The sequence below is a fragment of the Pseudobdellovibrionaceae bacterium genome (assembly GCA_023898385.1).
Taxonomy (GTDB): Bacteria; Bdellovibrionota; Bdellovibrionia; order Bdellovibrionales; family UBA1609.
Map to the genome: position 1 here is coordinate 2914917 of CP060220.1, position 18314 is coordinate 2933230.

The following is an 18314-nucleotide window of genomic DNA, read 5'->3' on the forward strand; positions in this document are numbered from 1 at the left end:
GCCCAAAGGGGAAGGCAACATGATCCTTAATAGGAATTTAAAATATCTGAAGCCTAAAGAAGCTCTTTGGGAATTCCTCTGGGAATGGCGCTTAGCAGCTTTTTTGTGTAGGCATCTTTGGGATTTTTATAGATCTCAAGAGCATCGGCCATCTCCACAATTTTTCCCTTATTCATTACAGCCAGCTCGTCAGCGATGAATTTCACTACGGCTAAGTCATGGGAAATAAATATATAGGTGAGATCGAGCTCTTCTTGAAGATCTAACAACAAATTCAAAATCTGCGCCTGAATGGACACATCAAGAGCCGACACCGATTCATCACAAACGATGAACTCAGGTTCCACAGCAAGGGCTCTTGCAATGCACACCCGCTGCCGTTGACCACCAGAAAACTCATGGGGGTACCTGTTCAGCATGGATCGATCGAGGCCCACTTTCACTAATAGAGAAGCCGCCATTTCAAGACGTTCTTCTTTTGACGACCCTAGGTTATGGATCACCATTGGCTCCATGATCGTTGAGCCGATAGTCATTCGTGGGTTCAGCGAGGCATAGGGGTCTTGAAAGATAATCTGCATTTTTCGCCGAACATGCCGAAGCTCTTCGCGATCCATGGCCGTTACACTTTTGCCATTGTAGATAACTTCGCCAGCAGCCGGTTCGATAAGTCTCAAAACAGAGCGACCCAAAGTGGTTTTTCCACATCCAGATTCACCCACGAGTCCCAGCGTTCGACCCTTTCGAACCGAGAGGGTCACGTCGTCAACGGCGTTCAGCCAGTTTGTGACATTGCCAAAAAAACCTTTCTTTGAGGGAAACCGTGTCACCAATGACTTAACTTCTAAAAGGACGGGATTCTTGTCTTCAGAGACGGGCCGGTTGGTTTTTTCTTTAATTTCCACTTGAAAGGATTTTTCTTTACCGTCTGAGGTCATGAAATCACTGACTGTCGGCAAACGAAGCGGATTATTTTCTAGTGAAGGACGGCATGCCAATAGGCCCTTGGTGTAGGGGTGTTGGGGCGATTCAAAAATCTGCCGAGCAGGTCCCTTTTCCACGATATCCCCTCGGTACATGACTACAACTTCATCGGCAATATCGGCAATCACACCCAGGTCATGAGTAATAAACAGTACGCTCATGCCATATTCTTTTTGAAGATCAGCCAGCAATTCGAGAATTTGTTTTTGAATGGTCACATCAAGTGCCGTGGTGGGCTCATCGGCAATCAACAAATCAGGCTCACAGGCTATGGCCATAGCAATCATCACCCGCTGGCGTTGGCCGCCACTCATCTCGTGGGGATAAGACTTAATTCTATTTTCAGGGTCGGGAATACCCACTTGTTCCAGAAGTTTTACGGCCTTGTTGAGGGCCTCGGCTTTGTTGAGGTTTTGATGCAACATGAGCGTTTCACAAATTTGATCACCAACGGTGAACACCGGGTTTAGGCTGGTCATCGGCTCTTGAAAGATCATTGAGATGTTGTTACCTCGAATCTTTCGCATCTGATCTTCTGTTTTTTTCACAAGATCTTGACCATTAAACAGCATTTGGCCGCTGGTTATACGTCCGGGGGGATTGGGAATGAGCTTCATTACCGCAAGAGAGGTCACACTCTTGCCAGAGCCGGATTCACCCACAAGACCAACGGTCTTCCCTTTAGGTATATCAAAGCTAATGCCTTTTACGGCATTGACTATGCCATCATCCGTTTTAAATTCAACCGAGAGATCTTTTATCTGTAGCAAAATGTCGCTCATTACGGACATCTCCTTACCATCACACCAGCAACCGGGGCTTTTATTTCTTTAGTTTGGGATCAAGGGCATCCCGCAAAGCATCGTTAAATAAGTTAATAGCTAGCAACAAGAAAAACATAAATATTGTTGCTGCCGCCAAATTCCACCAAACACCTCGAGCCAATTCTTGTCGGGCATCGTTGATCATCATACCCCAAGATGGCACTCCAGGCTCAACTCCAAGCCCTAAAAAGCTGAGGATCACTTCGCTTTTTACGGCACCCACAAAGCCTAAAGAAAAATTAATCAACATAAGGTGAGAAATATTAGGCAAGATATGACGAAACATGCGGCGGGCGTGGCTAGCGCCCATGGCCATGGCACTTTGCACGTATTCTCGCCCGCGGTGCTTCATAAATTCACCACGAACCAGTCGACATAAACCCACCCAACTGGTCAGCCCAATGGCTAAACAAATCGTCTGCAGGCTGGGGCCAAGCACAAATGAAAATGTGGCCACAAGGAGAATGTAGGGGATAGTATCAACTGTAGAATAAAACCAAACCACCAGTTCATCGGCCACGCCACCAAAGTAGCCCGCAATGGCTCCCAGAGTGGTACCGATAAGAAGTGCAATGCCTGTTCCCACCACGCCCACAGTGAGGGATGTTACCGTTCCGTGAGCGGCTCGCGCTAAAACATCGCGGCCAAAAATGTCTGTGCCAAACCAATGCTGAAGGCTTGGCGAAGCATAAGTGTTGGCTTCATTAATAATGTCATAGCTAGGAAAGGCCACTCCAAGAGCGCTAAAAATGGCAAGAAGCGCATAGGTTAATATAATGAAAAAACTAATCACAGCTACGCGGTCTTTTTTCATTCGCCTATAAGCATCCCACCAAAGTGAATTCTGCCGAGGTTTTGCAAGCCGCTTGAGATCTGTTTTATTTGTCATTACTGCTGTACTCATCAATCACCACCGGGCCTAGCTCAGTTTCACTTTTGGATCGACCAAGGCATACAAAATGTCTGTTAACAGTTGGGCGAACATATAAAGTACGGCACTCATAAATACCATGGCTTTAATTACCGGAAAATCCGCATTGCCCAGAGCCGAGTAAAGGAGGCCTCCTAAGCCTGGAATTCCGAAGAACGCCTCAAGTAAAAGGGTTCCCAAAATCAAAAATGGCAGTTGCACCACAGTGATGGTGATGATGGGAATCAGCGCGTTTCTAAGGACGTGTTTAAGCATAATGGCCTTTGGACCAAGTCCTTTAGATCTGGCCGTTCGCACGTAGTCTTGAAAAATCTCATCCATAAAGATGGTCCGGTAAAACAGGATATTCGATCCTAAAGACAACACCACATAAATGAGGATGGGGAGGATTAAGTATTCCCAGCGCCCCACCCAGTCGGGATCCCATCCCGTAATCGGAAACCAACCCAATTGGTATCCAAGGAAATACTGAAGAAACAAAATATAAACCAAAGAAGAAATACTCATGGCCGCCAGGCAAACGACCATCACTGATTTATCTACGATCTCACCAAATCGAGGCCCTCGCAAAAACACCAATAACAGAGCAATTGAAATGGTCACTACTAAGGTGATCATAAAGGCTGGAAAAGTCAGCGACAAGCTTGCGGGGATGCCGTCTAAAATCATGTCGGTAATTTTTTGCCGAGTGGCCCAACTGCGGCCAAAATCAAGGGATGCAATTTGTTTAACATAAAACACATATTGCATGTGCAGCGGTCGATCGAGGCCGAGCTCTCGTCTGATTTCAGCAATTTGTTCTTCAGAGGCGTGCTTACCTGCATGCATTGTTGCCGGATCACCTCCGGCAACGTTAAAGAGCAAAAAAGTAACGAGTGTGATCCCAAACAGGATCAGCGGCATGTAGAGAACGCGTCGTACAACATATTTTAACATTAGAGTTTAGCCTTCATTTTGGCTTTTTCACTGCCTTCAACTCGAAAATATTTATATCCATCAGAAATGATGGGATGAGGCTTGTAGTTTTTAACCCACTGATGTCGAAGTGAATAGCCCATGCGATGCATACCCATGACCCATGGAGCTTCGCTCACAACGATATCTCGCATTTGATGATATAAATCTGTTCGCTCAGGTCCAGGCGGCAGTAGGGCCGCTTTTTCGTAAAGCTTATTAAACTTAGAATCATCAAAGTTTGAACCATTGGGCCCAGGACTGGTGTTTGGACCATAGAGTAACTGCAAAAAGTTCTCGGCATCTGGGTAGTCGGCCAACCAAGCTACGCCCCAAATCTGCGCTTTCTTTTTATGAATCTTGTCTTGGAATTGAGGCCATGAACTTGTGGCTATGGAAACCTTAACGCCAATTTGAGCCATGTTTTGTTTAAAGAACTCTGCCATTTGTCGGCTAGTGGTAGATGAGACAGTGGAAAATTCCAGTTCTGGAAGACCCTTTCCACCAGGAAAACCAGCTTCTGCTAAGAGTTGTTTGGCCTTTTCAACATTGAACTCTTTGTACGGGTTTTTGTACTTGGCATCGTAGGCGTCCACACCTGGAGGAATGGGGCTTTGTGCTGAAATGGCGCGGCCATTGAAAAACTTTTTAATCACTGAATCCACGTCGGTAGCCATAGAGATGGCTTTGCGTAGTTTTTCGTTTTTTCCCAAGATGGGATCTAGCATGTTGAAAGCTGTGTAGGTGACATCTGGTTCCATGACTACAAACAGCTCAATACCCTTAGCCGCAAATTCTTTGGATAGCTTGTCGTCTTGAATGGCGGTTTCAAAATTGTCTTTTGGGATACTAGAAAAATCTAATTCACCCTTCATGAACTTTAGCCATCGGGGCTGTTCTTGCACAATTTCGTGCATCACAACTCGATCTACAAACGGGATTTTCTTGCCAGCGTCGGCCAAGAAACCATTGGTTGTATCCGATGCTTCACCGTCAGTGGGGTAGGTTTCATTGCGCCAGTTGGGATTTCTAACCAGTTCGATTCGGCTGTTTCGAATCCAACTGTCAAACTTAAACGGGCCAGTACCCACAGGATGATTGATGATTTCTTTGCCATATTTTTCGACGGCTTCTTTGGGAACGGGAGAAGTGTAAGGCATGGCCAAGACGTAGTAGAGCTGATAATAGGGTTGAGTCAGCTTAATGACAATTGTGTATTTATCAGGCGCTTGAAGTCCAGAAACGGGTGTCGAATAATCAGCCTCACCTTTGCCGACTTTAGTTCTCCACTCATTGAGGCCTTCAATTCGTTTATCAAAAACCCAAAAACCAAGGGCGTTGTTTTTAGGGTCAGCCAGACGTTTCCATGAGTAAACAAAGTCTTCAGCTGTGAGCTCTCGGCCTTTTCCATTAGGAAAACATTCGTCGTCGTGAAACATCACGCCAGGCTTAATCTTTATCGTGTGAGTGAGGCCGTCTGCGGAAGCCGTTGGCATTTCAGTGGCCAATAGGGGCTGAAGAGTCAGCGGGCGTTTTAGGTAGTGGTAGTGAAGAAGAGTTTCGTAGATTTGACTGATGACGCCACTGGAATAAGTGTCGTTAGCATCAATAGGATCAAGTCCTTTTACATTGGCTGCAATTGCGGAATTGATGACGATTTCTTCATTACCAGAGTCGGTTTTTTTTCGCGTGCAACTCGATAGAGTGACAGCAAGTAATGAGAATGCGACTAACAATGCACCAACCTTCACTGGTGAAGGGGCTTTCACGAAAAACTTTGTCATCTTTTGGCTCCTTTTATAGGCCGAAGAAAAGAATATGTTGTGTAGCGTTAGAGGCAATTAATGTCAAATTAATCGCCGCTTTCAAAGGGGTGAAGCGTTATGATAATTGCTCAATCTGATGCGCCAATTCACCATAGTGATCAATCATGGCATGGGCGCCGGCGGCCCGCAGGGCTTGATTTTCAGCATATCCGAATCCTACGCTGATGCTCCGCACACCCGCCGCTCGCGCGGCTAAAACGTCGGGTAGGCCATCGCCAATCATCAAAGTCTCATCCGGGCTCACTCCTGCCATCTTCATCACCTCATTGAGTGGCAGGGGATGGGGCTTTTTCTGCTCAAAAGTGTCGCCTCCTACTATAGCCGTCCATGAAATTTCTCTGAGTGGAGAGGCCATCACTAGGGGGCGGATAAATCTTTCGTGCTTGTTGCTTACAATAGCGAGCTTCTTTGGCCAGGCGCGCAAAAACTGCAGAGCCCCTTCAAAGACCTGGATGTCATCGAGGTAAATGTCTTGATAGACCTCCATAAACTCGGCTTCACGCTGTTTGAGGTTTCCCAGGTTTTGAGCCACTTCTGGGTCAAGTCTCGTGACAAGTTGAGCCAAGCCGTTGCCAATGAGTTGCGTGACCAGGTCGTAGGAGACTTCGGGCATGCTCCACCGCCGCATAAGAATATTTACGGTTTTGTGGATGCCGGGCGCCGTGTGAAACAAGGTACCATCAAGATCAAACATTAGTAACTGCACCATATAGATTCAAGCTACCATGATGTGTATAATGTGCAAATGTTAGTGATACAATTAATCGAAGCGAATAAGACCCTTCCTTTACGTCAACGCCTTTTAAGGCCGCACTTGACCCTGCAGCAAAACCAGCTGGTTGAGGATACCGTGCCTTCGACGTTTCACATTGGAGCCTTTGACGGCAGTGCCTTGGTAGCCATTGCGTCGTTTGTGCAAGAGTGCCATGAAGAAATCCCGGGGCAGAATTGTTATCGGCTTCGGCAAATGGCCACAGAGCCTGATTATCGGGGGCGAGGAGTGGCCAGACAAGTGATGGAAGCTGGGTTTCGCGAGCTGGAAAATCGTGGAGCTGAAGTTTTGTGGTGTCATGCGCGTGTGGTGGCATTTAAGTTTTATGAAAAAATGGGTCTTGAATACCACGGTGATTTTTTTGATATCCCCCATATTGGTCCGCATAAACTTATGTTTAAACGACTAAAATAGGAGCTGTAAGTGCGCCTTAATATTGGCCCCCGAGACCATTACATCAATAATTTGTTTGCACCAGAAGATGCTTCCCTTATGGCCATACGGCAGGCCCTTCGAAATGATGAAAAAGAGGGCATCAATGTGGGTCCCTACGAGGGGCGCTTGTTACAAACTCTCATTGCAGCCAGTGGTGTTCGTCGAGTGGTTGAGTTGGGTACGCTTTATGGGTACTCCACTTTGTGGATGGCCAGGGCCCTTCCTGAGGGTGGCGAAATTCACAGTATAGAGTTTGATGAGGGAAACTTCAAAAAAGCTCAATCGCTGCTAAGAGACACTGAATGTTTCAATAAGATCATTCTCCATCACGGTGATGCACTGTCAGTGTTGCCGACTTTAGAGTCGTCGCCTTTTGATATGATTTTTATAGATGCCAATAAGGCCGGCTACCTTAAGTACCTTGATTGGGCAGAAGCCCATATCAAACCAGGTGGACTCATCGTCGGAGACAATACATTTTTGTTTGGTCATGTCATTGGTGAGGGCAATAACTCCAATATGAGTGAGAACACCATCGCCACAATGAAACAATTTAATCAGAGGCTAGCAAACCCTGAAAAATACGTATCTGTATTGGTACCCACTCAGGAAGGGCTGACCGTAGCTGTGAAGCTGTGATCACGCCCTTATCAGTCCACTAATGTTTTTGTGGCCATAGTTCGCGCCAGTTATTGATTGGGCCACTGACGGATTGGCTTTGAACCTCTTGAGTCACACGCTGACTCACTCGAACGCCTTCCATTGCTGTTTCAGACAACACTTTGCCGGCCGCCTCTATTATAGAGTTGGTGTCGATGCCGTGATAGGCATAGACATCTTTTGGTCGACCACATCGAGAGTGCTTTCGTACGGCGAGTGACTCGTGCTTGACCCCAACAATGGAACCGATGTTATCAAGCAGCCCTGGTTCTCCATCTTGGACGCTCACGATAGGTATGCGGCGCCCGGAGAGAGTCACCATTTCTGAGGCATTGAAGTTTCCATTCAGTTGGGGCTGTAAATACAATGTCGCATCTACATTTAAAGTTTGTTTTAAGTGAGAGTATTGGTTTTCATATCCAAGATTGCCGACCAACAAATCTGTATTTGTTACGACGATCACGTTGGCATACACGCCACGTGCCAGTAATTCTTTTGAGGCCTCTATGGCTTCAGCGGTGAGTGCACCAAGTGAAAAAATATGCACCACATTATCACCAGGTTCATAGCCTGCGTAACCACGGTAATCTATTAGATAGTAGCCGCCAGCTAGAACTTCATGTCGGACTTGAGCCAAAATCTCTTCATCGGGTAAGGTTCCCACTTCACTCTCAATGGACGCGCCAGCTATGGGGTATTCCACGTGGGAGAGAAGCTGGTCTTCAGATATGCCCACCTTAAAGCGGCGCTGGGTTTTTAGATAATAGAGAAAGTCTTTTTGTTCTACGCCTCGGGTAACACCTCGAAACACTACGCCCGTTCGCCCCTCGTTTTCTCCATAAAAATGGCGTTTAAGGGCATCGCAAAAAATCCAGTCCAACTCTTGGCAGAAGTAGGGTTCCCACGTGGATTGGTTAGGAATTTGAAAATCAGACTTCCATCCGTGTTGGGCGCCTTCAGGAGAAAGAGTCACACCGGACGGAGTTCCCGCTAAAATAAAACTGCTCTTCCAGTATAGGTTGTAAAAAAACTGATCGGCCGCTCGTTTGATGAAAAAGTCATAAACGGACATTAACGGCATATAGGGAAGACCAAGAATGTCTTTCATGCGACCAAATGAACCCATGCATGACATAACATTAGCTTCAGCTATTTCGAAGCGCAAATAGTGGTCTTCGGCGGCCTCGTCAGGAACCAAATCAGGAGTTTTTTTGTCTTTCACTTCAAGCTCAGTCTCAACATCTTCAGTCACATGGGCACCATAGATTTTTCCGTCCATGGCCGGGTTTAGATTTGTACTTGTGCCCACATCGGGGGCCATGGGAACGAGCATATCACCAGCCACCGACCAACTTTTTTCAAAAGGCGTTAATGGCTTATGCCCCACTTCGAGGTCTGAATCACTAAGGCTTGTGTTAGCAATTCGTGTCAGTTTAGCTACTAGTTGTCCAAGCATCCACTGAGTGTGTGGGTAGCTGGCCATTTTTAGGTTAATGTCCAAACTGTCAGGAATACCCCCGCGCTCTTCGATGGTTGAAACAAAATGTTTGTGATTTCTTGCTTTGATATCATGCTGTTCTTTGATTTGAGAGTAGAGTTGCTCCCCGCGCTTTTTCAAAAATTTTCCAGCATCAGTGCTGTCTTCAAAACGCGCAATGGGAGTATTTTCATCAAGACCTTGCCTTGCTTGAAGCTCTCGCATTTCATTTAGTGAGGGGAGAGCGGAATGGTTTCCAGAGGCTGCGGCCATCTCAAGCCCCCAACCTTTTAAAGTGTGGGCAATGATCAAACATGGTTTTTTGGTATTGAGCTTACTTTTTTGCATGGCTTCAACCAATGCCGCCATGTCATGGCCACCAAAGTCTCGGAGTGCCGAATACAATTCGTCATCTGAGACTTCAGCAAGAAACGACTTTATTTTTTTGGCACTCTTAATGGGGCCGGAGGCAATATGTTCGCGAAGTTCTTTGCCATTAGGGACGCGCAACATGGCTTGCAATTCGTAATCGGCCAAGTCTTCTTCAAGCCACACTTTGAATTTGTCGCCGTCTTTTTTCTTAAACAGTTCCTGACGTTTTTTCCCATGCCGAACTTCAATGACTTCCCAGCCATTGGCTTCAAGAGTTTTTTTGATTCGCGTGTCGTCGGTGCCGCCAATGATTTCTTTGTTGGTGATTCTGTGGCCATCAAGACTTTGCCGATTGTAATCAATGATCCACGTTAAATTTCCGAGTTCACGCTCGGCAAAATCGGGGATAGCTTCAAACAAAGATCCTTCTCTAAATTCTGAATCACCAATAACCGCCCAAAAATGAGCCTCAGGCACTTCGTACCCATGGTTTTTTGCATATCGATAGGCCAAGGCCAAATATCCAGCGTTTACGGGAGGAATGCCCACAGTGCCCGAGGGGAAATAATTGTGGTGATCTGGGTCATAGGCAGAGTGATAAGACTGGAGCACGTACTCGCCATTTTGTGAAAAAGCCCGCAAGCCAGCCATAGCTGTATTGGCCTCATCCAACGACAGTTTGGATAGATCTGACTTTAAAAATAAATCTAACAGGTAGTTATAGGAATGGTCGCAAGGTGAGGCATGCGGTTTCACCGCAACGTGGTCAAAACCTGTTTTTACAAATAGGTGTAGGGCCCCCAAAATATGTAGAGCACTTGTGCTGCCGGAAGAATGTCCTCCTACTTTGGGATCGCCTTTTTGTTTATCTTTTCGATTGTTGGCTACAACGATCATTTGATTGATCAAATAGTGGGCCCGACTGACAATCTTATCGACCAGTGCTGTGTTGTTTAGTTCTTTGCTCAAAACAATACCTCTCGTGAGGGGATAATAGTTATTTGGCCTTTGCCGTTAACCGCAGGGAGTATATGAAATTTACTGGTGAAGGCAAGTTTCAGTACCATTTAGGTCAGTAAATTTAAGAATTTTACGCCTCCAGAATAAAGTCCCAACGAATACGAATAGTTCCATCTTGTTCAATGATCCCTTGTGGGGGATTAGGAAAGGGCTCTGCAGCGCGAAAAGCATCCACGGCGGCATCATCAAGGTCATGTAATCCGCTTTGACCGAGAACTTTCACTCGCAGCAGCGATCCACGTTTGTCTAAAACAATCATGACACGAGTGATGCGATCACGAGCGGAGGCGATACTGCGTCCCTGAGAGAGGATTTTTTCCACTTTTCGTCGAATACTGGGTTCCCAATGTTGTCGCAAACGGTGACGGATGCGTTCATAGTACGAGTAATAGACAAATTCTTTTGTGCTCAGCAGGGTTTGCATGCCTGTTTCCACATCTTTTAAGTAATCATCAGTTTGACTCGGGGCTCCGGCCTGTGCCTGTTGAGTTTTCTCGGGCGAGGGTGGTTTGTTCTCGAATTGAGGTCGGAGGTCGCTTAACGATGGCAAATCGCCTTGCGTGTTTTTTAGCGGAGTGGCTAGAGATTTTTGAGCGGGCGCGGCTTCGGTTTGAGATTCTCCAAATTGCCCGCTTCTTGCTTGATTTTTAAATTCACCGGTTTGTTTGGCGCGAGTCTCTTTAACCACCGTTTGGTTATGTTGACTCAGGTACTTGGCTTTTTCGGGAGTCTCATCGTTAATTCGCTGATCATTTTGCTGAACCACTTGTTTTGGTTGCTGGTCTTTGCTTGTACGATCTGTATCGGCATCAATCAAAGTGATTTCAGTCACAGATTTTTCAGGGCGCAGGGGGCTATCGTCTTTGGCCAAATTTAGACTTAAGACCAATAGCAAATGGGTGGCCAGAGAAATTATTAGCGCCGCCGTAAATTGTCGTTTGAATTTAAATCTCGTCATCTCAAAGACTGATCGGTCGGTAGTAAGGATTAATTGAGAGTTTTGTAGCGAATTCGGTGTTTTTTCTTGGTTGAAAGCTAGAGCCAGAATAAAATAAAAATTATGGAAATAGAGGCATGGGGACAGACAGATGTAGGACTGGTTAGGTCCATTAACCAAGACACTATTTTGGTAGACAAAAATCTAGGTCTATTTATTGTGGCTGACGGGATGGGTGGTCACAAAGGCGGCGAGGTGGCCTCGGCCATGGCTGTGGAGACCGTCCGCGAAATCGTGGAAAACGCTAAAAATGAGGGCATTAAGCTTTCACCCCGTGAAGTTCTGGCCCACGCTTATCGCGAAGCCAGTTTGCGCATTTATCACAAAAGCTCGAAGGAAAATCCCGAGCTTCAGGGGATGGGCACCACTATGGTTGCCGCGTTGGCCAAGGGCAACACCATGTATATTGCTAATGTGGGTGACTCACGAGCTTATCTTTTTAAAGACCCCGAGATGTGGCAGGTGACCGAAGACCACTCACTGGTGAGTGAGCAAATTCGGGCCGGCATTATTAGCGAAAAAGAAGCCGAACAAGTGGCAACGCGAAATGTGATCACACGCAGTGTGGGCTATGAGCCCGAGGTTCCTGTCGATATAATTGAGCGGCAAATGCACCGGGGTGAGATGCTTTTGATGTGTTCTGATGGTCTTACGGGTATGGTTTCAGACATTGAAATTGCTGGAATTTGTAAGAATGAGTCCCACGACCTGGTTGTTAGTCGATGCGTAGAAGCGGCCAAGCGAGGTGGCGGAGATGACAATATCTCCGTGATATTATTAAAGATTCAGTAAATTTATTGGCTCTTGACGCCTTTAGTTATAAACGCTAAATTGCGGATCTTTTCGAAGTAGAGGGTATGGAAAAGAAGACCTACACATTTTTGGTTATGAGCAACCGGCGCGGTCGCTCCACAACACTCACAGTCTCGGCGGCCTGGCTAAAGGCTATGGCTTTTCTAGGGGGCGTGGTGGCCATATTGGTTGTGGCCGTGGGGGTCGATTACGCGGGACTTTTATTAAAGGAAGCCGAAAATAAGAGTCTAAAAGTAGAAAACTCTCAACTTACGCGCCAGCTAAAAGTTATTGAAAGCAAAGTGGTATCTCTTGAAAATGGTTTGGAGAGGGTTAAAAATTTCGAAACCAAGCTGAAGTTAATCACCAACATTAACCCAGATGTTTATAAAAAATATGACGACCGCGGTATTTACGACAAATCCATTAAAGATGAAGATCGCGCCCTAAAACTTTCAATGGGACCAATGCCCACTTTGGGTATGCACGAGGCCAACGCCCTAGATGGTATGGAGCACGAGCGAGGCCCCACGTCTGAGTACCTTGAAAAAGATGCTGTTTTTATGGAGAAGGCTCCTCTTGATGAAGCTCGTGGCGAGATTGGGTCTGAGCGCACTCGCAGCTATGCCTCGCTATCAATTCGTATAGATAGGGCTGTGAGCGATGGAAGTCTCATTGAGACGGGAGTTATGGATCTCTATAATTCACTCAATGAACGGCGAAGCCTAATGAATGCCACGCCCAGTGTGAAGCCCACTCGGGGATGGTACACGTCGCGGTTTGGCTATCGTGTGGATCCGTTTACGGGCAAGCCAGTGATGCATAAAGGTTTGGATATTGCAGCCACGCCGGGAACTCCCGTTTATGCACCCGCTGATGGAATCGTATCTTACGTCGCTTATGAGCCTGGCTATGGAAAAATCATCGCCATCGACCATGGATATGGCGTGAAAACTCGCTTTGCCCACAACTCTCAGGTGTTTGTTGAACGTGGTCAAAAAGTGAGTCGGTATGACGTGATTTCTGCCGTGGGGAACACAGGGCGGTCGTCGGGGCCGCATTTGCACTATGAAGTGCGCGTACATGATGTTCCAGTCGATCCCATCAACTATATCTTAGATATTCAGTAATTTTAGATCATCGTTTCATGCATTTTTTGTTGAGCAGTTAGCAAAAAAAAGCACCTGATTCACAGGTGCTTTTTTTGTTTCCAACGCAAATCTTATTCGGATTAACGTTTTGAGAACTGAGTGCTCTTACGGGCTTTATGACGTCCGTATTTCTTACGTTCCACCATTCGAGCATCACGAGTAAGAAGGCCAGCCTTCTTAAGTGATGAACGAAAACGATCTTGATCAACAACAAGTAGAGCGCGAGCAATTCCGTGGCGAATAGCATCCGTTTGACCGGTGATTCCGCCTCCGGCTACGGTAACGTAGGCATCAAACTGTCCATTTGTATCAGTGATTTGAAAAGCTTGTCGGGCTACGACTCGGCCGGCTGGCGTTGTGATGTATTCGTCTGCGGGCTTGCCGTTGACAGTCATTTTTCCTGTGCCAGGTCGAAGAAACACACGAGCGGCACTCGTCTTTCGCTTTCCAGTGGCGTAGTAAACAGTATCTTTAGACATATCTCTTTCGTTCCTTCCCTATTACGCTTGTGGCGACATCGCTTGTGGTTTTTGTGCGCTATGAGGGTGTTCGGCGCCATCATAGACTTTTAATTTTTTAATAATCTGTCGAGCTAAACGGTTTTTTGGCAGCATGCCACGTACCGCTTTTGTGATCACTTGAGAGGAGTCTTTTTCAAGTAATTCTTTTGCCGTCATTTCTTTTAGAGAGCCAAAAAATCTTGAGTGAGAATAATAAGTTTTGTGATCCCATTTATTGCCGCTCATTTTGATTTTGTTGGCGTTGACCACAACCACAAAGTCGCCGGTGTCTACATGGGGAGTGAATTCTGCTTTGTTTTTTCCGCGTAAAACTGAGGCAATTTGTGTGGCCAATCGACCCAATGTTTGGTCTGTGGCATCAACCACCCACCACTTGCGATCAACAGTTTCAGATTTTGCATTCCAGGTTTTCATCTGCATTCCTACCTTATTTGGGCTTAAAGAGGCGGTAGTATTAAATTTTTCGGCACCGGCTGTCAAGGTCCTCAGGATAGTGAACTTGCATCAAATGCAGACCCTCAGGGGCGGCGGTTCCTTTTGCCAGGCGCCGATCTCGGCCATCGAGAATTTGTTTCATGGCTTGCGGGGGTGCATCCGCGGCAAATAGATCGAGCTGAGTGCCCACCACATTTCTAACCATTTGTTTTAAAAAACCATTTCCTTCAATGGTGAACTCCAGCATGTACTCATCCACTTGCGCCCAGTGGGCTGTGTCAATTCTTCGCTCGGTGGTCTTCAAATCGGTGCCGGCTGTTTGAAAGCTTTTAAAGTCATGCAACCCTAACAAATACTGCGAAGCCTCGTTGAGGTAATCCAGATGCAGCGGCCTTCGCACCCAGGTACTGAATCGGCTGCGCAGAGGATCTGGGGTCGGTGAATTAAGTATTCGATATTTATAAGTTTTTTTTGTAGCCGAGGCCAGGGCGTGGAAGTCATCGGGGGCCACAAATGCCTCAGTCACCGCCAGACTCGAAGGGGTGAGGCTGTTGATCCCGACTACCAGATTGTAATTTTCAATGGGTTTCGGAGCTAAAAAGTGGGCTACTTGACTCGCCGCATGAACTCCGGCATCAGTTCGGCCCGCACCGCGAACCGTGACGGGGGAGTCAAAAAGCCGGGTCAGTGCCTTTTCTAAGGTGCCTTGAACGGTGGGTTTGCCCGCATTTTGTCGTTGCCAACCACCGTAGTCGGTTCCGTCATAAGAAAGATGTAATCGAATTTTCATGGACCCATGGCTCCTGGAGTTCAAGTTGGGGCATACATAACGCAATGGGGCGCAAAAGGGAAGTCTTCAAAAAGTGAAATGGGTCCGTCTTGTTATTTTTTAGAAGCTTTTACGGGAGCGGTTAAGCGTGGCGATGATCCAATTTAATTGGAGGGCCCGATTTATCAATGGACCTCCACAGCTCCGATATCGCAACTGCTTCCCGAAGGCCGTGTTTGCCCCCGGCCGTCCACGGATAAGTTCTGTTGATTTTTGTTCGCGCTTCGGCCATCGACCTAATAGTGAATAAAGGGATCCCATGATTGACATGAATGAGCGGCAGAACTAGTAATCGACGCCCTATATGAAATTGTTAATTATTGTTTTTTTATCAGTTCAGTTGCTGGTCACTTCGGTGTTCGCCGAGGAACCATGCGATAATGTTCTCCAGCCGCAGGCGGCAGCCTCAGCGTCTCGTCAAAGATTGAAATCTTATTCGGTCATTGCCTCAGTCATGGTGGGCTCGTCGAGTTTGGCGGCGTTATTGTCTTCGCTTGTGGGTGAGAACAGTCCGGCTCTCACTTACTTTGCGGCGACATTTCTCAGTCAACTGAGCAGTTTGGGTGTGTATGTGGTAGGTGCCCCTATTTGGGAACCTTTGCAGTCTAAAGTGCGTGCCATGGCTTACCGCAAAACGGGTGAACATCAAGAAGCAAATGAAATCCATAGTTTTTTAGAAAAGCAATATTTTCGAACTAATCGCCAGCTGACAATTAACGAGCAGATGTCGCGAAATATTTTGCGAGACTATGTTTTGATGGTTTCGATGGCCTTTGATAGTGCTCGCCACGCATCTTCCACAAGAGATTTCGATCGAGTCGCGCGGCAGATTGCTGAGGTGGCAGTGAGGCTGAATAAACTTTATCCTGACGTAGACCCCAAGGATCCTCTGGTGGTTCGGGCCATTCACATAGCATTTACCGATTTTATAGAATTACCCAGTGATTTTTCAGAGCTGGTATTGAAGTACACAAGTGAGCAGGATCAAGACGGTGACTATGATGACACCATCAATGCCTGGTTGTCATAGGTACCTAAAATTCGACCAGTAAACCACCGTTGGCGACGGTTGACGTGAAATCAAATTTCGTTAGGCCAAAATAGCGCCGAAGTTCTGCCGTTAGCCACACAGAGTTGACTCCGTATTCTTCATCCAGTCGGGCCCTTGATGAATCATCGATGCGAGTGAGGGTTATGGCGACCCCTCCGCTCACGTGTGCGGCAATAGATCCTCCGAAGGCCGGCTTTTTGCCATCATCCCGCCATTCCATAAACGGAATGAGATCAGCGCCACCCTCTAGGTAGGGAACAACCCACTGCTTGTCCCAAAACTGCACCCGATATACGGCGGCAGCTGTAGAGGGAAAAGCTAGAAAAGTGTAATTTTCTTGTGCCGGAGAATTGTTGTTTTTGAACACGCCGTTGCCACTGCTTGTGAAGATTCCCGAGCCGGCTTTAAGACCGATTTTACCTAGAGATGAACGCCACATTTGCCACTCCCAGGCCATGGTCGCCACCAAAGAACTGCTGTCGGGATAAATGTCGGTAAAAGGCACGCCTTGGTCATTTTCTAAATCCAAAAGCTCCATATATCCCAAGCGAACAGTGGTGGCTTTAGTTTGTTCTGATTCGGGTACGCGATAAAAATAGATTCTTTCCTTGTCGATTTTAATTAGACCTTCTTTTGATAGAGGGTGTTCTATATATTGAGAACCCCCGGATTCGCTTTCGTCTTCCACAGCGGCCCGAGCCGGCTCAGGGGCCGCTAGCGCACTCAATAGGCTCAATACTAAAACATGCAAAATAAAATCGCTTCGGCGTCGAAAAATCAGAGGAATGGCCAATGAGGCGCTGATCAAAGTCAATATTGCCAAAGCCAAGGCCCAATAAAAGCCCCAATGCAAACTCGCCCACGCAAAAGCCCAAAATGGCCATAAAACTGCGCGGCTTAAAGTCCTCAGCCAGGGACGTTGCGCAATGAATTCAGCGGCAGCCGGGCTGTAGTTGTAATAGGTCGATATAAATTTTTGTCCCCACACATGAGGAAGCAAAAACTGGTTTCGAAATTCTCGAAACGTATTCACCCTGTTGTCCATGATCGAGCCGTAAGAAGCTGTGGCAATAAAACAATTAAGTTTATCCGGATCTAGTAGCCCAACAACTTCTCTTGGCATGGCCATATAATCACACGCATCCACTTGGTCGGGCGTGGTTCCGCCGGGACATTTATCACTTACGGCCGTGTCTGAGGTGATATAAAAAAAGTTATAAAACTGATCCACAACGCCAACACGAAAATAATAAACCACGTCGTTTTCAAGTCCATCAATGTACTCATCCACCTCACCGGAGGCTGAGATATCAAGGTCTTTAACAATTCCGCCCGTGGATTCAGAGCCAGGCGTGGCACTTGCAAAATCCACTTCAGAAATAAACACCCGCACTTTTTCTATTTGGGTGCCAGGAACTAAGTTTTTATTAATGGAGTTGCTGCTGCTTGAGGTGGATGATGTGACTTCGGCGGTGGGTTGAAAATAAACCTTTTCGTCGCCCGGGAGCATGGCAAAATCACATATGCCTCCGTAAGGTTCAACGAGGCTGCCACCTCCGCAAAGGGCTGTGGTGTTGACATTAGCTGAAACCGCAATGGCAGGATTAAAAACCTTAATTTGCAGAGTGCCGTACTCGCTACCTTCGTCCAGCGACGAGTTGGCGTTGAGGTCGACGCCAAGCCTAATTGTGGTACTGAAATTATCATCGTCGCAGTTTTGGCTTTCATTAAGGGCTTGGCACAAGGAGTCCCAGCTGATGGTCATGGTGACCGAGGTGTCTTTTGTGGCAGAGGACACCGAAAATGAAGCATCACTAATAATAACTCCGGTTGAATTTCCCAACATGGGAGAGGCCGATGTGGATGTGCTAGATGTCAGATGATAAGTGATAGATAGGGTGAGCCCACCATAGATCCTTGATTCGTTACAGGCTTCTAGCGCAGACGAGCAATTGCTGCATGTGGAGGTGCCGGTGCCCGCATTACAAGTGGTTCCGGCAGTACCACCATAAATGATTGGATTTGTGAGCGCAGCCGAATCATCATATCTAGAAACCCCACTGACGTTGTTTACTTCGATATTGGCAAAACCTAGAGTTGGGGCCAAAATCCCTAGGCCAAAAAGAATTAAAAACAGTGTTTTGGAGCGACATGAAATCATAGCTTTTATCTCAGCATTGCCGAAGTCGAAAGTAAAGGTCTAAGCCAGTAAAATGCCTCGATTATTGGGGTGGGGTGGGAGTAATACTGTGGCGGCCGTATCCAGGGACTTCTTCTGCAAAA

Annotated in this window: 16 protein-coding genes; 5 read left to right on the plus strand and 11 right to left on the minus strand. The window is 46.8% G+C overall.

What is annotated here, in order from left to right; genetic code table 11:
• Positions 1 to 53 precede the first annotated feature (53 nt).
• The 5 genes from H6626_13435 to H6626_13455 form a co-directional block, all read right to left on the minus strand.
• Positions 54 to 1766, minus strand: coding sequence for an ABC transporter ATP-binding protein (locus H6626_13435; protein ID USN47174.1), 1713 nt, complete (start codon positions 1764 to 1766; stop codon positions 54 to 56).
• A 40-nt stretch (positions 1767 to 1806) separates the two neighbouring features.
• Entirely contained in the window at positions 1807 to 2697 is an 891-nt protein-coding gene (locus H6626_13440; protein ID USN49042.1) for an ABC transporter permease, read from the minus strand.
• Positions 2698 to 2727: 30 nt separating this feature from the next.
• The gene (locus H6626_13445; protein ID USN47175.1) at positions 2728 to 3675 is read right to left on the minus strand and encodes an ABC transporter permease; all 948 of its coding nucleotides are present in this window, start codon (positions 3673 to 3675) and stop codon (positions 2728 to 2730) included.
• A complete protein-coding gene (locus H6626_13450; protein USN47176.1) occupies positions 3675 to 5477 on the minus strand; it encodes an ABC transporter substrate-binding protein in 1803 nt (600 codons plus the stop codon). The genes H6626_13445 and H6626_13450 overlap by 1 nt, the downstream gene beginning before the upstream one ends.
• A 97-nt stretch (positions 5478 to 5574) precedes the next feature.
• Entirely contained in the window at positions 5575 to 6228 is a 654-nt protein-coding gene (locus tag H6626_13455) for an HAD-IA family hydrolase (GenBank protein USN47177.1), read from the minus strand.
• 105 nt (positions 6229 to 6333) lie between these two features.
• Here H6626_13455 and H6626_13460 point away from each other — a divergent pair, with 105 nt between their 5' ends.
• Both H6626_13460 and H6626_13465 read left to right on the plus strand, forming a co-directional pair.
• A complete protein-coding gene (locus H6626_13460) occupies positions 6334 to 6705 on the plus strand; it encodes a GNAT family N-acetyltransferase (GenBank protein ID USN47178.1) in 372 nt (123 codons plus the stop codon).
• A 9-nt stretch (positions 6706 to 6714) separates the two neighbouring features.
• On the plus strand, positions 6715 to 7365 hold the full coding sequence (locus tag H6626_13465) for an O-methyltransferase (GenBank protein ID USN47179.1): 651 nt from the start codon (positions 6715 to 6717) through the stop codon (positions 7363 to 7365).
• Positions 7366 to 7384: 19 nt separating this feature from the next.
• Here H6626_13465 and H6626_13470 read toward each other — a convergent pair whose 3' ends face one another.
• A complete protein-coding gene (locus H6626_13470) occupies positions 7385 to 10132 on the minus strand; it encodes a pyruvate dehydrogenase (protein ID USN49043.1) in 2748 nt (915 codons plus the stop codon).
• Between the two features lie 193 nt (positions 10133 to 10325).
• The gene (locus H6626_13475) at positions 10326 to 11213 is read right to left on the minus strand and encodes an energy transducer TonB (protein USN47180.1); all 888 of its coding nucleotides are present in this window, start codon (positions 11211 to 11213) and stop codon (positions 10326 to 10328) included.
• Positions 11214 to 11315: 102 nt separating this feature from the next.
• On the opposite strand from H6626_13475, the gene H6626_13480 reads away from it, so the two are divergent.
• Together H6626_13480 and H6626_13485 are read left to right on the plus strand one after the other, a co-directional pair.
• Positions 11316 to 12044 carry a Stp1/IreP family PP2C-type Ser/Thr phosphatase gene (locus H6626_13480; GenBank protein USN47181.1) on the plus strand — a complete coding sequence of 243 codons (729 nt, stop codon included), beginning with the start codon at positions 11316 to 11318 and terminating at the stop codon, positions 12042 to 12044.
• A 65-nt stretch (positions 12045 to 12109) separates the two neighbouring features.
• The gene (locus tag H6626_13485; GenBank protein USN47182.1) at positions 12110 to 13174 is read left to right on the plus strand and encodes a M23 family metallopeptidase; all 1065 of its coding nucleotides are present in this window, start codon (positions 12110 to 12112) and stop codon (positions 13172 to 13174) included.
• A 101-nt stretch (positions 13175 to 13275) separates the two neighbouring features.
• Here H6626_13485 and rpsI read toward each other — a convergent pair whose 3' ends face one another.
• Genes rpsI through truA form a run of 3 tightly spaced genes read right to left on the minus strand, consistent with a single transcriptional unit; the run spans position 13276 to position 14941 of the window.
• Positions 13276 to 13674: a 30S ribosomal protein S9 gene (gene rpsI / locus H6626_13490; GenBank protein USN47183.1), complete on the minus strand. Its 399-nt coding sequence runs from the start codon at positions 13672 to 13674 to the stop codon at positions 13276 to 13278.
• A gap of 21 nt (positions 13675 to 13695) precedes the next feature.
• Entirely contained in the window at positions 13696 to 14130 is a 435-nt protein-coding gene (gene rplM, locus H6626_13495; GenBank protein USN47184.1) for a 50S ribosomal protein L13, read from the minus strand.
• Between the two features lie 40 nt (positions 14131 to 14170).
• Entirely contained in the window at positions 14171 to 14941 is a 771-nt protein-coding gene (truA, locus tag H6626_13500; GenBank protein USN47185.1) for a tRNA pseudouridine(38-40) synthase TruA, read from the minus strand.
• A gap of 343 nt (positions 14942 to 15284) precedes the next feature.
• Here truA and H6626_13505 point away from each other — a divergent pair, with 343 nt between their 5' ends.
• Entirely contained in the window at positions 15285 to 16010 is a 726-nt protein-coding gene (locus tag H6626_13505) for a hypothetical protein (protein ID USN47186.1), read from the plus strand.
• A gap of 4 nt (positions 16011 to 16014) precedes the next feature.
• On the opposite strand, the gene H6626_13510 is transcribed toward H6626_13505, so the two are convergent.
• The gene (locus H6626_13510) at positions 16015 to 18192 is read right to left on the minus strand and encodes a hypothetical protein (protein USN47187.1); all 2178 of its coding nucleotides are present in this window, start codon (positions 18190 to 18192) and stop codon (positions 16015 to 16017) included.
• Between the last annotated feature and the right edge of the window lie 122 nt (positions 18193 to 18314).

Excerpts from the sequence above, each read along its gene's own strand:
- H6626_13435 (USN47174.1), bottom strand. The coding sequence starts at position 1,766 with ATGAGCGACATTTTGCTACAGATAAAAGATCTCTCGGTTGAATTTAAA.
- H6626_13440 (USN49042.1), bottom strand. The coding sequence starts at position 2,697 with ATGACAAATAAAACAGATCTCAAGCGGCTTGCAAAACCTCGGCAGAAT.
- H6626_13445 (USN47175.1), bottom strand. The coding sequence starts at position 3,675 with ATGTTAAAATATGTTGTACGACGCGTTCTCTACATGCCGCTGATCCTG.
- H6626_13450 (USN47176.1), bottom strand. The coding sequence starts at position 5,477 with ATGACAAAGTTTTTCGTGAAAGCCCCTTCACCAGTGAAGGTTGGTGCA.
- H6626_13455 (USN47177.1), bottom strand. The coding sequence starts at position 6,228 with ATGGTGCAGTTACTAATGTTTGATCTTGATGGTACCTTGTTTCACACG.
- H6626_13470 (USN49043.1), bottom strand. The coding sequence starts at position 10,132 with ATGATCGTTGTAGCCAACAATCGAAAAGATAAACAAAAAGGCGATCCC.
- H6626_13475 (USN47180.1), bottom strand. The coding sequence starts at position 11,213 with ATGACGAGATTTAAATTCAAACGACAATTTACGGCGGCGCTAATAATT.
- H6626_13480 (USN47181.1), top strand. The coding sequence starts at position 11,316 with ATGGAAATAGAGGCATGGGGACAGACAGATGTAGGACTGGTTAGGTCC.
- H6626_13485 (USN47182.1), top strand. The coding sequence starts at position 12,110 with ATGGAAAAGAAGACCTACACATTTTTGGTTATGAGCAACCGGCGCGGT.
- rpsI (USN47183.1), bottom strand. The coding sequence starts at position 13,674 with ATGTCTAAAGATACTGTTTACTACGCCACTGGAAAGCGAAAGACGAGT.
- rplM (USN47184.1), bottom strand. The coding sequence starts at position 14,130 with ATGAAAACCTGGAATGCAAAATCTGAAACTGTTGATCGCAAGTGGTGG.
- truA (USN47185.1), bottom strand. The coding sequence starts at position 14,941 with ATGAAAATTCGATTACATCTTTCTTATGACGGAACCGACTACGGTGGT.
- H6626_13505 (USN47186.1), top strand. The coding sequence starts at position 15,285 with ATGAAATTGTTAATTATTGTTTTTTTATCAGTTCAGTTGCTGGTCACT.
- H6626_13510 (USN47187.1), bottom strand. The coding sequence starts at position 18,192 with ATGATTTCATGTCGCTCCAAAACACTGTTTTTAATTCTTTTTGGCCTA.